This window comes from Frankia sp. CeCAU1 (genome assembly GCF_977971845.1).
The window spans coordinates 1-14,044 of sequence record NZ_CDWWXA010000062.1; the positions used below are offsets into that span (position 1 = coordinate 1).

The 14,044-nt window shown below is 69.7% G+C and carries 15 protein-coding genes; 4 read left to right on the plus strand and 11 right to left on the minus strand.

Annotation, left to right across the window (positions count from 1 at the left end; genetic code table 11):
- The 10 genes from AC08OO_RS12635 to AC08OO_RS12680 form a co-directional block, all read right to left on the minus strand.
- The coding region (locus AC08OO_RS12635) for a beta-ketoacyl synthase N-terminal-like domain-containing protein (protein WP_476618536.1) at positions 1 to 346 on the minus strand (346 nt) is incomplete at its 3' end.
- Entirely contained in the window at positions 343 to 786 is a 444-nt protein-coding gene (locus AC08OO_RS12640) for a cupin domain-containing protein (protein WP_476607366.1), read from the minus strand. The genes AC08OO_RS12635 and AC08OO_RS12640, both read right to left, overlap by 4 nt.
- A 59-nt stretch (positions 787 to 845) precedes the next feature.
- Positions 846 to 1,334, minus strand: a complete 489-nt coding sequence (locus tag AC08OO_RS12645; protein WP_476609699.1) for an SRPBCC family protein — start codon at positions 1,332 to 1,334, stop codon at positions 846 to 848.
- A gap of 51 nt (positions 1,335 to 1,385) precedes the next feature.
- Entirely contained in the window at positions 1,386 to 1,643 is a 258-nt protein-coding gene (locus tag AC08OO_RS12650) for an acyl carrier protein (RefSeq protein WP_011437241.1), read from the minus strand.
- Positions 1,644 to 1,823: 180 nt separating this feature from the next.
- Positions 1,824 to 2,132, minus strand: coding sequence for a TcmI family type II polyketide cyclase (locus tag AC08OO_RS12655; RefSeq protein ID WP_049761097.1), 309 nt, complete (start codon positions 2,130 to 2,132; stop codon positions 1,824 to 1,826).
- A gap of 661 nt (positions 2,133 to 2,793) precedes the next feature.
- Positions 2,794 to 3,789: a LuxR C-terminal-related transcriptional regulator gene (locus AC08OO_RS12660; protein ID WP_476609700.1), complete on the minus strand. Its 996-nt coding sequence runs from the start codon at positions 3,787 to 3,789 to the stop codon at positions 2,794 to 2,796.
- 83 nt (positions 3,790 to 3,872) lie between these two features.
- On the minus strand, positions 3,873 to 4,493 hold the full coding sequence (locus AC08OO_RS12665) for a GTP-binding protein (protein WP_011437244.1): 621 nt from the start codon (positions 4,491 to 4,493) through the stop codon (positions 3,873 to 3,875).
- On the minus strand, positions 4,474 to 4,845 hold the full coding sequence (locus tag AC08OO_RS12670) for a DUF742 domain-containing protein (RefSeq protein ID WP_476607362.1): 372 nt from the start codon (positions 4,843 to 4,845) through the stop codon (positions 4,474 to 4,476). The genes AC08OO_RS12665 and AC08OO_RS12670 overlap by 20 nt, the downstream gene beginning before the upstream one ends.
- A 108-nt stretch (positions 4,846 to 4,953) precedes the next feature.
- The gene (locus tag AC08OO_RS12675) at positions 4,954 to 5,373 is read right to left on the minus strand and encodes a roadblock/LC7 domain-containing protein (RefSeq protein ID WP_011437246.1); all 420 of its coding nucleotides are present in this window, start codon (positions 5,371 to 5,373) and stop codon (positions 4,954 to 4,956) included.
- On the minus strand, positions 5,373 to 8,396 hold the full coding sequence (locus AC08OO_RS12680; protein WP_476609701.1) for a sensor histidine kinase: 3,024 nt from the start codon (positions 8,394 to 8,396) through the stop codon (positions 5,373 to 5,375). Before AC08OO_RS12680 ends, AC08OO_RS12675 begins: the two co-directional genes overlap by 1 nt.
- Before the next feature lie 977 nt (positions 8,397 to 9,373).
- Here AC08OO_RS12680 and AC08OO_RS12685 point away from each other — a divergent pair.
- From AC08OO_RS12685 to AC08OO_RS12700, 4 genes are all read left to right on the plus strand, one after another.
- Positions 9,374 to 10,147 (plus strand): enoyl-CoA hydratase-related protein, encoded by a 774-nt coding sequence (locus tag AC08OO_RS12685; protein ID WP_476609702.1) that lies wholly within the window; start codon positions 9,374 to 9,376, stop codon positions 10,145 to 10,147.
- Between the two features lie 126 nt (positions 10,148 to 10,273).
- Complete coding sequence (locus AC08OO_RS12690; RefSeq protein ID WP_476609703.1) at positions 10,274 to 10,576, plus strand: DUF6343 family protein; 303 nt, start codon at positions 10,274 to 10,276, stop codon at positions 10,574 to 10,576.
- A 173-nt stretch (positions 10,577 to 10,749) separates the two neighbouring features.
- The gene (locus tag AC08OO_RS12695; protein ID WP_476608153.1) at positions 10,750 to 12,051 is read left to right on the plus strand and encodes a DUF445 domain-containing protein; all 1,302 of its coding nucleotides are present in this window, start codon (positions 10,750 to 10,752) and stop codon (positions 12,049 to 12,051) included.
- Between the two features lie 25 nt (positions 12,052 to 12,076).
- On the plus strand, positions 12,077 to 13,633 hold the full coding sequence (locus AC08OO_RS12700; RefSeq protein ID WP_476618537.1) for a glycosyltransferase 87 family protein: 1,557 nt from the start codon (positions 12,077 to 12,079) through the stop codon (positions 13,631 to 13,633).
- A gap of 229 nt (positions 13,634 to 13,862) precedes the next feature.
- Here AC08OO_RS12700 and AC08OO_RS12705 read toward each other — a convergent pair.
- The coding region (locus AC08OO_RS12705; RefSeq protein ID WP_476618538.1) for a hypothetical protein at positions 13,863 to 14,044 on the minus strand (182 nt) is incomplete at its 5' end.

Here is a 14,044-nt window from a genome sequence, read left to right on the forward strand (position 1 = left end):
CCCCGCCGTCCCCGCCGTTCCCGAAACCGTCCCCGCCGTTCCCGAAACCGTCCCCGCCGTCCCGCAGGTCCAGGCCGCTGTCCTCCACCGCCTCCAACGCCGCGGCCAAGGCGAACTGCGCGAACCGGTCGTTACGCGCGATCTCCCTGGCGGTCAGGCCGGCCGCCGCCGGGTCGAAGTCGCACTCGGCGGCCACCTGGGAACGGAACTGGGTCGGGTCGAAGAACGACAGTCGCCGCGTCGCGGTACGGCCGTCGGTCAGCAGGGTCCAGAACTCCTTGCGGTTGACCCCACCGGGGGCGACCACCCCGATCCCGGTGACCGCCGTCCGTCTTGGTCCGCTCACTGCCCGGACCCGTGGGGCAGGGAGTCGACGGTGGGCGCCGACGGGGTGACCGGGACGTGCGGGGCGACCGGGACGTGCGGGGCATCCGGGTCGAGCGGTACCTCGGTGTCGACGTGACCGAGGTCGGGCCGGGGTGCCAGCGGGCTGAGGTGAAAGACGAGGAAGGCGGTCTCCTCACCGGTGTTGACGACGCGGTGGCGCATCCCGATCGGGATGCACACCCCGTGGTCGGCCGGCAGGTCCTGGTACTGACCGTCCAGTCGGGCGGTCACAATGCCGCGCACGCAGTAGAGAAACTCCTCCGAGTAGGGGTGCAGGTGTTCGGTCACCACCTCACCCGGTTGGAGGGTCAAGGTGCCGAAAAAGCCCGAGGTCGAGCCCACGGTCGCCGGGGAGAGCAGCGTGCGGACGTCACCGCCGCGCCGACGGTTTGGGGTCATGTCGTGAATGCAGAGAACCTTCGGAATCCCTGTCACGGAAGTCACCGGTATCGTTCTCCTCAGACTTGTTCCGGCAGCGCGAGGGAGACCGGGGGCAGCTCGGCGGCGGCCCGCTCGACCTTCTCCCGGATCACCGACATCTCGCGGGCGGTGTTGGCGTTGATGCGGTTGGTCATCTGCTCGTCGTTCACCGGCGCCGACGGGCGCATATGGAAGTCCTGCACCCAGCGCATGCGGGTGCCGGTGCCCTCCGGCGTGTAGCTCCAGTGGATGTGCATGTACTCGAACGGACCGGTCTCGACGCGGTACGCGCGCACCTGCCGGGTGGCCGGGTCGAGCGTCCGCTCGGACACCCAACTCCACGCCGTCCCGTTCTCGTCGGGATGCATGGTCAGGCGAAACTTGAAGGTGTTCTCATGGTGCTCCAGAATCTCTACCGAGGCGTATTCGGTAAAGAGGTCAGGCCAGGACTCCAGATCGTTGGTGATGGTCCAGACGGTGTCAAGGTCGGCATCGATGAAAATCGAGTTGTCAGTGTGCCCGCTCACGTCGGCTCCGGTCGGCCTGGAAGGTATGGGACGTGGGAACTAACGGCGGATTCAGACCGTCTCGCGCTGGCCGAGAGCCGTGTTCACCGTGGCCAGGATCTCGGCGAGGGTCCAGCTCTCCGGCAGCTCGGCCGGGAGGTCCACCCCGAAGGTCCCGGCCACCTCCGCCGAGAGCTGGAGGTAGGCGAGCGAGTCGAGGCCGATGTCGATGAAGGTCACGTCCAGGTCCGTCGGCCGCTCGTCCGAGGGCAGACCGGCCTGCTCGACCAGGAAGTCGAGCAGGGCATCGGCCGACCATTGCCGGGGCATGTCGTACTCCCTTTTTCATTTTCGGGTTTCGGGGTTCACATGAAAAACTGGGCGTACCGGTGGGCGGGATCCAGGACGCAGTCGCTGATGACCGGTCGCGGCCGCAGCCGGCGGGCCCGGTGCTCTGGCGGTGTACAGGAACCCGGCCGTGTATCAGAAGCCCGGTGGCGCACCGGGGGCTCAGCCGGCCGTCCACGAGTAGAAACTCTGTGCCATCGCGTCCCCGGGGGTGCGCCAGGTCTCCGGATCGTAGGCGGAGACGTATTTCCCGAGCTTTTTGCTCACGTCGACGAACAGCGGATGCTCATGGACGTTCTCGACGGTGTTCCTGACGTTAGTCGGAGCCTCGATAAGATGAAAGTAAAGGCCATGGAAGTGAAACAGGTCACGCCTGGTCACACCCACGATTCCGGGTAGTTCTCCGGCATCGGACTCGGCGAAGGTCGCCGCGATGGCGGGAGCGTCGGCAGGGTTCATCCTGGCCACGATGAGAGTCCGGTGTGACTGACCTCCGGACGGCGTGGCGGGGTTCTGCGGGACGGTAACTGAGGGACCGGTGACTGAGGGCACGAGAATCTCCTCGACATGTTCTTGGGAAGCGTGTGTTTGACCCCAGGCAAGCACGGGTACCGTGTGCATGGCAAGCACGGGCACCGTGTGCATGGGCAGTCAGGCGGACCGGCCCTGACGGACCGGCCCCGGCACCTTGCGACGCGTTACAGGTGGCAGGGGAGTCCGCCGACGAACATGGAGCCGGCCGGGAGTGACCGGTGCGCGACCACCGCTTCCCACCCGACAGCCCTTCTGAAGCAGCCCAACAACCCTTCTGAAGCAGCCAGCCTTTCTAAAGCAGTCGGCTTCTCTGGCTCATCGAGAGCATGGGGCCACGCGGCGCGGCTGTCCTGGATTTCCCCTGGCAGCAAGTTGCCCTGGCAGTCAAATGCCAACCAGCGCACACGGAGAGCACAACGTGGCTACAACCGTCGCGAGCGGGCTTCCCGGTGCCCGGGGATGGTCGACACGCCGCCGGAGGAGAACCGGGATCTCGATCTCGTGGGAACCACGTCGTCCGCGCTCGGCCTCGGCCTGGTCGGGTATGGTGCTACCCAGAGCCGACTACATCCAGAGCCGACTACCCAGAACCAGCCGCTCAGAACCAGCCGCGTTGCGCGGCGAGGCTACCCGCCTGGAACCGGCTACGGGCGTTCAGCCGTGCCATCAGATCGGCGATCATGCGGCGCACGGTGCGGACGGAGACGCCCAGATGGCGCGCGGCCGCCTCGTCCTTCATGCCGAGGCTGAGCAGACGCAGCAGCAGCCGTTCGGTGTCGTTCGGCGCGTCGTCACCGTCCCCGGGAGCGGCCGTCGCCTCGCCGCTCAGCGGTTCGGCGGCCTCCCAGACCTGTTCGAACAGGGTGAGCAGCAGGGCGGTTAGCTCCGGGGTGCGCACGAGCAGGGTCTGGCCGGTCGCGAACCCCCGGCCCAGTCGGACCAGGCCGATCCGCCCGTCGACCGCGGTGGCGTCCAGCCGGGGATCGTCGATCATTCGGGCGTCCAGGCCATGCGCCGCCACGGTCCGCACATAGCCGGCGCCGAGCTCGTCCAGGCGCACCGACCGGGGCAGGACGCTGCGCATCACCACACCACGCCGCAACGCACGCAGTTCGACCGGCATCACCTCGCGAGTCAGGGTCGAGGACCACTCGCGCCGGGTATGCAGCGCGAGCACCTCCCGCTCGGCTCGCCCGACGATCGCGAGCAGCTCCGCACGGGCCTGGTCGGCACTGTCTATCCGCCTTACCTCGGCGGTGTCCCCGCCGGGACGGCTCTCCAGGTAGTCCGAGACGAAGGAGCTGATCTGCGCCCGGGCCAGGAGCAGCCGCTCATGGCGACGGATCAGCTGCTCGTGCTGCGCCTGGAGCAGGTGGTCGAAGCCGGCTTCGGGATGCACCGCGACGTAGTGACCGGCCCGTTCGCGCGAGGGCAGCAACAGACCCAGCTCGACCAGACGATCACGCGCCCGCCCCGCGGCGACCAGTGGCTCGCCGAGCATCTCCGCCACCTCGGGCACGCTCAGGACCTCGTGGCACAGCCACAGCCGATAGGCGGCCAGGGTGACCTCATCGATACCGAAAAGATCGAGCACCTTCCCCTTCCTCGGAGCAGGATCGGGACGTGGCCGACGGACGCCGACCGGACCAGCCGTGCGCACCGGACCGACGCGGCCGCTCACCCCGACCGCTGGGGCAGGCCCGGCCGGGACTCCGCGGACACCACGTCGAGGGCGTGGCGGACCAGCGACACCAGGGACTGCCGGACCGACTCCCGCTGCCGGGCGTCGCAGAACACCACCGGACGGCGCGGATCGAGGTCCAACGCCGCCCGGACGTCCTCCACCCGGTACTCCCGCGCACCGTCGAACCGGTTCAGCGCGATGAGGAACGGGATGTCGCGCTCCTCGAAGTAGTCGATGGCCGGAAAGGAGTCGGCCAGCCGCCGCGTGTCCACCAGGACCACCGCGCCGATCGCGCCGAGGACGAGCTCATCCCACATGAACCAGAACCGGTCCTGGCCCGGGGTGCCGAAAAGGTAGAGAATAATGCTGTCGAGAAGCGTGATCCGACCGAAGTCCATCGCGACCGTGGTCGTCGTCTTCGAACCGACCGCGCTGGTGTCGTCGATCCCTATGCTTGCGGCCGTCATCGCGGCCTCCGTGGTGAGGGGCTGAATCTCGCTCACCGAACCGACGAACGTCGTCTTTCCGACTCCGAACCCGCCGGCGATGATGATTTTTACCGGATGCGGCGGCGCCGTTTCCGGCGACCCCGTTCTAGAGGGCCTGTAGTCCATCGAGCACCTTTTCGATGAGGGCAATGGAAGGGCGGTCGGAGGATCGGGCCGGTCGGGTCACGGTCACCAGGCCGGCGTCGAGCATGTCGCCGACGAGGACCCGCGCGACCCCGACCGGAAGATTCAGCCGAGCGGAGATCTCCACGATCGACTGCACGCGTTGGCAGAGCAGCGCGATGGCGCGCTGCTCATGCTCCAGCGTCCGCATCATCAGCCGGCCGTTGGGCGTGGTGGTCACCAACGCGACCAGCTCCAACGTCTGGTTCGTCGGCCGTGTCCGGCCCCCGGTGACAGCGTAGGGGCGGACGACCGGACCAGCCTCTTCGTCGAACCATTCATCATCGCGCGACATACCGGTCCTCCTGCCTTGAGAATTCTGCTGTCATCCGGTCGGTGATGGCAGGGGGCGACCGGCTGACCCACCAACCGATCGGACCCCCACCCGATCGCCGGGCCGATGTCAGAGTGGCAGCGCGGACTGCATCTGAGCCCGGAGTTCCGGGGTGAGGAACTCGCCGACCCGGGTCACCAGCAGCGCCATCTCGTAGGCGATGAGACCGATGTCCGCGCCGGGGCTGCTGAGAATGGCCAGGCACGATCCGTCCCCCACCGCGGTGACGAACAGGAATCCCTCGTCCATCTCGACAATGGTCTGCCGGACGTTTCCACCCCCGAAGAAACGACCCGCGCCGCGCGCCAGGCTGTTGAATCCGGAGGCCACCGCGGCCAGTTGGTCGGCGGTCGCCCGGTCCATCCCGTACGAGGTGGCGAGCAACAACCCGTCAGAGGAAAGCGCGATCACATAGGTGACTTCGGGCACCTTCTTGACGAGGTTGTTGAGCAACCAGCTCATGTTCTCGGACGGCCCCAGCGGACGCATCAGGTCACCTTTCCTACATCGTCACCGTCGTTCGAAACCTGGCCGTCCGCCAGACCACGACCAAAGTTGTTCTGGAAGGACGACATCATGTTGCGGATCTCTTCCGGGCTCCGTTGCGCGGCGAGTATTCCGGAACGCTCCTCGGGAGTGTCCCGACGAAGCTGTGGCGCGAGACTGGCCCGCCGGGTGCGCTTGGGCAGGCCCACCTCGGTGAAATCGACGGGCAGCTGGCCGTCCGCGCCGGGCCCGGCCGGGTCGGCGGGCTCGTCCGAACGGGCCGAAGGCGCCGGGCGTCCGAGGGGGACGACCGTCTGGCCCATGGCGGGGGCCTCCTCGCGCTGGAATCCCCCGGAGCGTCCCACCGGCCGGCCCAGCGGTGAGGTGAACGGATCGGTTCGGGTGGCCTCCCGCGGGTCGGCGGAGCCGGGCTCACCACCGCGCGACCGCTCCCCGGCCATGGGGCTGTCACCGAACAGCGAGGTGACACGGCTGCCGGGTCCGCCGTCGCCGCCATACTCGGAGCCGGGCGCACCGTCGTGGCCACCCGGACCGGGGACGTCCCGTCCGTCCTGGAAGGGACCATCTCGGAAGGGCTCTTCCTGGAAGGGTTCATCCCGGAAAGATGTCTCCTGTCCCGGATGGGACGGCGGACCGCCGGGGTCGTCCGACCCGGGCGTCTGGGGATGGTCCGGGACGGCGGGGTGAGGCTGGTCCCCCGCGGCCCTGCGGCCGCCACGCGAACGGCGCGACGGCAGCGGCGGGAGGTCACCGAAGTCGCGGGAGCCGGGCTTCCCGCCCGACCCGCCGTCCGGGTCGGAGCGCGGGGTCGAGGGACGCGGCGGAGCGTCCGAAGGCCTGCCGTTGGAACGGTGCCGCGGGCGGTCGGCGACGAACCAGCTCGATCGCACCGTGGCGAAGACCGGCAGATCGTCGATGAGCGTCTCGTCCTGACCGTGCGCAGCCGCGGCCGCGTCCTCGGAGAGCGCGGGGGGACCGGCGAGGTTGCCGTCCGCGTCCACCAGCGACCCGTGGAACCGGTCCTCGTCGATGGCCGGGCCGTCGAGAGCCGGAACCCGCGTCATGGGGAGCGGCGGGGCGATCTGCGCGGGCTCCGGCCGGGCCTCCCCGTCGGGGTCGACCTGCCGCAGCAGCGTGGTCGGCACCAGGACGATCGCCATCGTGCCGCCGTACGGCGAGGACCGCAGCTTCACCGAGATGGAATGCCGCTCGGCGAGCCGACCGACGACGAACAGGCCGAGACGCTCGCTGGTCGACAGGTCGAAGGGAGGCGGGTTGGCCAGCCGCTCGTTCACGGCGTCGAACTCCTCCGGACTCATGCCCAGCCCGCGGTCCTCGATCTCGATCACGAAGCCGTTCGACACCTCGTGCCCGGAGACATGCACCGGCGTGTGGGGCGGGGAGAAGGAGGTGGCGTTCTCGATCAGCTCGGCGAGCATGTGGATGACGTCACCGACGGCGTGACCGCTGATGGCCCCTCCGTCGATCGACATCACCTGCACCCGGGTGTAGTCCTCCACCTCGGCGACGGCGCCACGGACGACGTCCTTGACCGGGACGGGCCGGCGCCAACCACGGGCCGGCTTGGAGCCGGACAGCACGATGAGGTCCTCGGCGTGCCGGCGCATGCGGGTGGCGAGGTGGTCGAGACGGAAGAGCTCCTCCAGCTCGTCCGGGTCGGTCTCCTTGCGCTCCAGGGCGTCGATCACCTTGAGCTGGCGGTGAATGAGTGCCTGGCTGCGGCGGGCGAGGTTGAGGAACGTGTCCCCGATGCTCTTGCGCATCGCGGCCTGCTCCACCGCGGTCCGCACGGCCACCGCGTGCACGGTGCCAAACGCCTCGGCGAGCTGACCGATCTCGTCCTTGCTCCGGACCTCGACCGGGAATTCCTCCTCGGCCACGTCCACCGGCGACCCGCGGTGCAGACGGTCGACGACCCCGGGCAGCCGCTCGTTCGCGACTTCGAGGGCGCCGCGGCGCAGTCGGCGTAGGTCCCGGATCATCGGGCTCGCCACCAGGAGAGAAATCACCACCGACACCACGAGCACCAGCACCACGCCGGTACCGCTGAGGAGCGCGTCGCGGGTGGCCGAACTGGCGATCTTCGTGCTGGTCGTTGCGAGGTCGGCCGCGATCCGGCGTTCGACCTGCCGCATCGCATTGATCTTCGCGTCGGAGGCCTCCAGCCAGATCTGCGGGGTAACGGTCAGCGGCTGGCCGTTCTGCACGGCGTTGACCGTGCCGTCACGCAATGTCGCGGCGGCCGAGATCGTCCGGCCGACCGTCACGTTGTAGAACTCCTGCTCGTCCGCCGTGGCCGTGGTGCGGAACTGGGCCAGCCAGGCGTCCTCCGCCCCGCTCCTGATCTGGATCTCCCGCAGCGTGGCCGCATCCGTCTGCTGGAGGAGGATCACGCGGACGACGGCGCCGCGCTGGTGGGCGATCTGTTCCTTGGCCTGCGCGATACTCACCAGTGTGGTGGCACCGTTGACCAACGAGGTGTTGCGGCTTCCGGCCGCCACCTGGGCGTTGAGAGCGAGGAGGTCGTCCACGGCACCCGAGTAGAAAGCAATGTTCTGGTCCACCTGCGCCTGGTGCGCGTCGATCGCCTTGCGCTGCGCCGAGAGCTTGCCGAGGCGTTCCGAGATCGACGCGAGCGTGGTCGCCAGAGTGTCACGACCCGCCGCGGGCAGCGCCGCCTCACCGGCCCGATAGACGGCCAGGGCCTTGTCCACCGGGCCGCGGGCGGCGAGCGCCGCCTGCTCCTGAGCGACGGCCATGTAGTTGGAACCGACATAGGAGTTCGTGGCGTACCGCTCGACCTGCAGGGCCTGGACCAGATCGTTGCTTTTGATCGAGAAGTCGGCGAGTGCCTTGATGCGGTTGGCGACCCGCACGTTGTCGACGTTCCCCCGCACCTGTATCGCGCTCAGTACCGCGAGCGCAGCCAGGGGGACGACGAGAATCACCACTAGCTTCGAGCGGATGGGCCAATTCTGGAGCATCCGGTCCTCTCGTCCGGCACCCGGGAGTCGAGTGCCTCGTGTGCGGGGGTGAGTAGTCGAGTTCCATCGGGACATGTCACCGGAAGACCACAGACGACAACACCGGGCCAGCGCATTGGAGTAGGCGGTCCGGACATCGGGTGAATGTTCCGGGGGCGCGGACAACTGTAGCGGGTGAAGAACTAGCCCGGCTGGGGGCACCCGTCTTCAACGCAAAAGGATGGCGAGGTAGCACCGGGTGACGAACATTCGCGAACGCGCAACGCGCAACCGGAACCCGCCCCGAATTACATGAGCGCAGCCCGGACCAAACAACGACGATGCGCATGAACTAGCACTGACGGGCAGCAGTAGGTACCAACTGGCACAGATCCTCCGCGACCACGAAGGCCCCGATCAACCGGTCGCACCGCGCTCGACAACGCAAACACATCACATGCTGGCATGTTGCTGGAAGCACATCGCACGGTCCGAGGCCACACAGATCACACCCTCGCGGCCCACTCGACCCCCGCCCGGGCCGCAGCTCCCACCTCTTGCCAGATCATGAAGAGTGGTTCCATTGCGGACATTGCAGACATTGCAGACACCTGGCGACGGAAACTGGGCCACCCCGCCCCAGCAGTCACCCCCGTCGACGATTGCCGATCAGGCCCTACCCGGTCCGCCGAAGCTTCAATCACTCCACAACAACTCCACGACAGACCTCCCCATCAACTCCCGTCCAATGAGCTGCTGCTGAACTGCTGCGCTAATCGCCGAGCGAGGCCCCGGCTGGCGGAAGCGGCGGAGGTCACGGAAGCGGCGGAGGTGGCACAACTACTTTCACCCGAGGCCAGCCGGTGGCACTGTGCCCCTGAGCACGGTTGACGCCCCCCGGCACGGTTGACGCCCCCGGGCACGGCCGGGTCGGGAGCACGGCCGGGTCGGGAGCACGGCCGGGCCAGGGAACCCGACGGACCGGTGAGGAGACACGGATGAGCAGCCAGATCGAGAGCGAACCCGGCCAGGGCACGCTGACGGTACGGATCAACCGCCCGGAGAAACGCAACGCCCTCACCCAGGCGATGTACCTCGCCCTCGCGGAGGCGTTCGACAAGGCCGAGACCGACCCGGAGATCCGGGTCATCCGGCTGACCGGCAGCGGCGGATCCTTCACCGCCGGCAACGATCTGGTCGACTTTCTGGCCGCCGACGCCCTCCGGGCGGAGGGTCCGACGCTGACCTTCATCCGGACGCTGGCCCGCAGCACGAAACTTCTCGTCGCCGAGGTCGACGGGCCCGCGATGGGCATCGGGACCACGCTGCTGCTGCACTGCGACCTGGTCTACGCGACCGAGCGCAGCACCCTCGGGATGCCGTTCGTCAACCTGGGGGTGATCCCCGAGTTCGGGTCGACCCTCCTGCTACCCCGCCGGGTCGGACCAGCCATCGCTGCCCGCCTCGTCTACTTCGGCGAGTCCCTCGGAGCGGCCGAGGCCGCCCGACTGGGGGTGGTGACCGAGGTGCTTCCCGACGCCGAAGCGCTACGCGCCCGGGTCGACGACCGGGTGGCGGCGCTGCTGGCCCAGCCGCCGCAGGCGCTCGCGGCAGCTCGCGCCCTGCTGCACGACGGCGGGACACCGGAGGTGTTGGCGCGCATCGACGCCGAAAGCTCGATCTTCACCGAGCGCCTCGTCAGCGACGAGGCGAGATCCGCGATGACCGCCAGGCTGCCGGGCCGCCACGGCACGTCGGCAGCCGAGGGCTGACCGACCACCCGAGGGCTGACCGACGTCGGTGTCCGCCCGCTCGATGCCGTCCGTGCGATCCGGGAGGACCATCCCCGCAACGGCGATGAGGGCGACCGGTTCGCCCCGTCCGGGCGGGGCATACCGGTGTCTGTGACCCATTCCCTGCCGCACCAACGCGACCGGGGTAGTGCCCTCGGGCACCGGCCTTGGTGGCGCCGCGCCTTCTCCTCCGGCTCCTCCGGTCCGGGGGGGTTCCCCCCGGCTCACAGCGCATTCGGGCTACGCCGCGTCCTCGCCGCGTTCGGCCTGGTGTTCTGCGGGGTCTTCGCCGGTTTCTTCGCCGTCCGGGGACAGACAGCCGGCGCAGCCTTCCTCGCCTTCCTCGCCCTCGTCGCCATCGTCGATCTGGTCGTCATCCAGCAACGGATCCGGCGCCAGACCGAATGATCCCCACGCCGGTCCGGATGGGCGGTGCTCCCGCATAAGGTGGCCGAGGATCGCCGCGTCCGGCACCGCCAGGCTCGCCCGCCAGCCTGATCGGTCCGCGCCGATCCGGCTGGCGGAACGAGCAGGAGGATCTCAGTGGGCGGCGGGACGGGCTGCCGACCGAACGGGCGGCGATGAACGATCCGGAGGGTGTCTCCGGGCCGGTGTCGGCTGGCTTCGCGCGCGGCACCACCGACGAGGTGGGCCTGCGCCGCGGGCTTCGCCGGATGCGGCTCATCGCCGGCAGCCTGCTGGCCGCGGTGGTGACGATCTACCTCCTCGCCGCCCGCTGGCAGGCCCACGGTGGCCCGGGGTGGATCGGGTACGTGGCCGCGGCCACCGAGGCGGGCGCGGTCGGCGCACTGGCCGACTGGTTCGCGGTGACCGCGCTGTTCCGCCACCCACTCGGCCTCCCGATCCCGCACACGGCGATCATTCCTCGACGTAAGGACGCGCTTGGTCGGAGTCTGGAGAACTTCGTCGGCACCCACTTCCTCGCCGAGGACGTGATCCGGAAGAAGATCGACGGCATCGGCGTGTCCGCCCGGGCCGGTGCCTGGCTGCGCCAGCCGTCGCACGCCGAACGGGTCACGACCGAGGCGGCGGAGCGGTTCACCGCGGTGGTCTCCGGGATGAACGACGACCTGGTCCGCGAACTCGTCGAGAAGGCGGTGCTGCCCCGCATCGTCGAACGGCCCTGGGCCGGGGCTCTCGGAATGGCGCTGGAACGGGTGGTCGAGGACCGGCTGCACCATCGACTGGTCGACGTGATCGTCACCGAGGCCGAGACGTGGTTGAAGCAGAACCCGGAGGTCTTCACCCGCACCGTGCAGGAGCGGGCACCAAGCTGGTCTCCGAAGTGGCTGGACGAGGCGGTCGCGGCCAAGGCGTACAGCGAGGCGCTGCGCTTCACCGAGGCGCTGCGCACCGACCCCGAGCACCGGGCACGCCGCGCCCTGGACGCGTTCCTGCACGGCTTCGCCGGCCGGCTGCGCACCGACGAGGCGCTGGGACCGCAGGTCGAGCAGATCAAGTACCGGCTCCTGGCCCATCCCAAGGTCGACCGGGTGATCTCCGCCATGTGGGCCACGGCGAAGAGCATCCTGCTCGATCTCGCCTCCGATCCGGGCAGCACGGCCCGGGTCCGCGCGACCGACGAACTCGCGGCCTTCGGCGCCCAGCTCGCCACCGATCCGGAGCTGGCGCGCACCGTCGACCACACCGTGGCGAACGCGGCCACCCGCGTGGTGTGCCGGTACAAGGACGACATCGCCGCGGTCATCGGAGATACTGTCGGCCGCTGGCAGCCCGACGAGGCCTCCCGGCGCATCGAGCTGCACGTCGGTCGCGACCTGCAGTTCATCCGGATTAACGGCACCGTCGTCGGCGCCCTCGTGGGACTGATCATCCACCTGGTCACCGAACTCGCCTTCTGACGCAACGGGTGGAGCTGAGGGAAGCATGCGGGGCAACGAGGACGATCGCCGTGGCGACGAGCGTGGGAGCCGGCCCGGCCCGGATAACCGACAGCTCGTCCGGGGACTGCCATGGCCGACGCCACCCGGTCGGCCCAGCCTGCCGGTCGCCGGACTGATCATGCTGGTCTGGTTCGGACTGATCACCCGGATCGGCCACTACGACGTCGACGTCTTCCTGCGGGCCGGCGCGGCCGTACGGCACGGGCTCGATCCCTATCCCGCCCCCGGCACGGGGGCGGTGTACTCCGGCTTCGCGTTCGTCTACCCCTACCTCACGGCGATGCCGTTCGCGCCGCTGTCCTGCCTGGCACATGCGGACGACATCTTCGTCGCGGGATCCGTGCTCGCCCTGCTCGGCGGGACCCACCTCGCCGGCGCCCGGGACTGGCGGGTGTACGCGCTGGTCATCGCCCCGTCGTGCACCATCATCGGGCTGCAGATGGGCACCCTCAACGCGTTGCTGTTCGCGGGGCTGGCGCTGGCCTGGCAACGACGCGACCGGCCCTGGACCTGTGGCGGCGTCGTCGCGTTGCTCGTCTACAGCAAGCTGTTTCTCGCGCCGCTGCTGCTCTGGCTGCTGCTCGCCCGCCGGTTGCGGGCCTGGATGGTGGCCCTCGCCGGTCTCGGCGCCCTGTTCCTGGCCGGTGAGCTGCTCAGCCCGGTGGGAACAGCCACCTACGTCGGCATGCTGGACGCGCTCGCCCGGGCGGAGGCCCCGAACGGGCTCAGCCTCACCGGCCTGCTTGTCAACATCGGTGTCGCGATGGAGGCCGCCGCCTCGATCGCCCGGCTCTGCGCCTTGGCCGTCCTCGCGGTCTGCTGGGCGGCCACCCGGCGGGGCCACGACGAACGGCTGCTGTTCGCCGGTGCCGTCGCCGCCGCGATCCTCGCCTCCCCGATCGTGTGGAGCCACTACCTTCTCCTGCTGGTCGCACCGCTGCTCGTGCTCAGCGCGCCTCGTCCGAGCCTCGCGGACGCCGGGGTCGGACCGGGCTGCCGGGTCGGATCCGGTGCCCCCATCGGGCCGGACCCCGCCGTGGGATCGGGCATTCCGGTGGAACCACCCACGTGCGTGGGGCCGGTCTCCCCCGGTCCGACCGCCGCGTTCGCCGTGAGCTCCTGGTTCCTCGTGACGCCCCACCGCAGCACCACCATGGAGCTGCTGGCTGTCACGGCGATCCTCGGGCCACTCGTGCTGAGCTCGCTGCACGCCGGTCGGACGTCGCGGCCGTCGGCCACCCGGCGACGGACCATCGCGGCGGCGGGCGGGCGGGCGGCGACGCCCGCCAGGCTCGGGCTCGGGCTCGGGCTCGCGGTCGGGCTCGGGCTCGCGGTCGTGTTCGGGCTCGGTGACGCGGTGGTGAATCTCGCGGCGGGGCACAGCGCGGCCGGGCGGGTGGTGGGTGCCTACGGGACACTCGTCGGCGTCGTCACCCTGGTGGCCTGGGCCGGGCACGTCACCGCCCGCGACCGGGGACTGCGCACCGCGGCCGGCGACCCGCTCGCCCGAAAGAGCAACCCGGGACGAACCAGCGGGTGAGCCCGAGACGTACAGCCACAGGATCGGCGTCTCTCACACTCCGCGTGGCGGAACGGCGATGTACCTTGAACAGAACGACGGCTTGCAAGGCCGTCCGCGCCCGGCCGAACGGTCGGGTGTGCGAGGTCGGTGCGAGCGCCCTAGCGGGGATGACCCGCCGGTGGGTCCGGTCGCGAAACCCGGCCGTACCCCCGGCCTCCGGACGATACGCGGACTGGTGTGGGACACCTCATCCAGTCCGGGTGGACCCATGGCGGCCCTGACCTGATCGGCGGATCCTCTGTCTCAGTACGGAAACTCCCAGTCCCACCCGGGCCAGCAGTCCCCCGGCTCCCAGCAGTCGCACGCCCCGCAGCGCCAGCCTCGCCCGGCCCGGGGCCGCGGCGGTCCGGGCGGTGGCGGGGCCCGGGG

Excerpts from the sequence above, each read along its gene's own strand:
- AC08OO_RS12640 (WP_476607366.1), bottom strand. The coding sequence starts at position 786 with ATGACCCCAAACCGTCGGCGCGGCGGTGACGTCCGCACGCTGCTCTCC.
- AC08OO_RS12650 (WP_011437241.1), bottom strand. The coding sequence starts at position 1,643 with ATGCCCCGGCAATGGTCGGCCGATGCCCTGCTCGACTTCCTGGTCGAG.
- AC08OO_RS12665 (WP_011437244.1), bottom strand. The coding sequence starts at position 4,493 with ATGGACTACAGGCCCTCTAGAACGGGGTCGCCGGAAACGGCGCCGCCG.
- AC08OO_RS12670 (WP_476607362.1), bottom strand. The coding sequence starts at position 4,845 with ATGTCGCGCGATGATGAATGGTTCGACGAAGAGGCTGGTCCGGTCGTC.
- AC08OO_RS12675 (WP_011437246.1), bottom strand. The coding sequence starts at position 5,373 with ATGCGTCCGCTGGGGCCGTCCGAGAACATGAGCTGGTTGCTCAACAAC.
- AC08OO_RS12680 (WP_476609701.1), bottom strand. The coding sequence starts at position 8,396 with ATGCTCCAGAATTGGCCCATCCGCTCGAAGCTAGTGGTGATTCTCGTC.
- AC08OO_RS12685 (WP_476609702.1), top strand. The coding sequence starts at position 9,374 with ATGAGCAGCCAGATCGAGAGCGAACCCGGCCAGGGCACGCTGACGGTA.
- AC08OO_RS12695 (WP_476608153.1), top strand. The coding sequence starts at position 10,750 with ATGAACGATCCGGAGGGTGTCTCCGGGCCGGTGTCGGCTGGCTTCGCG.
- AC08OO_RS12700 (WP_476618537.1), top strand. The coding sequence starts at position 12,077 with ATGCGGGGCAACGAGGACGATCGCCGTGGCGACGAGCGTGGGAGCCGG.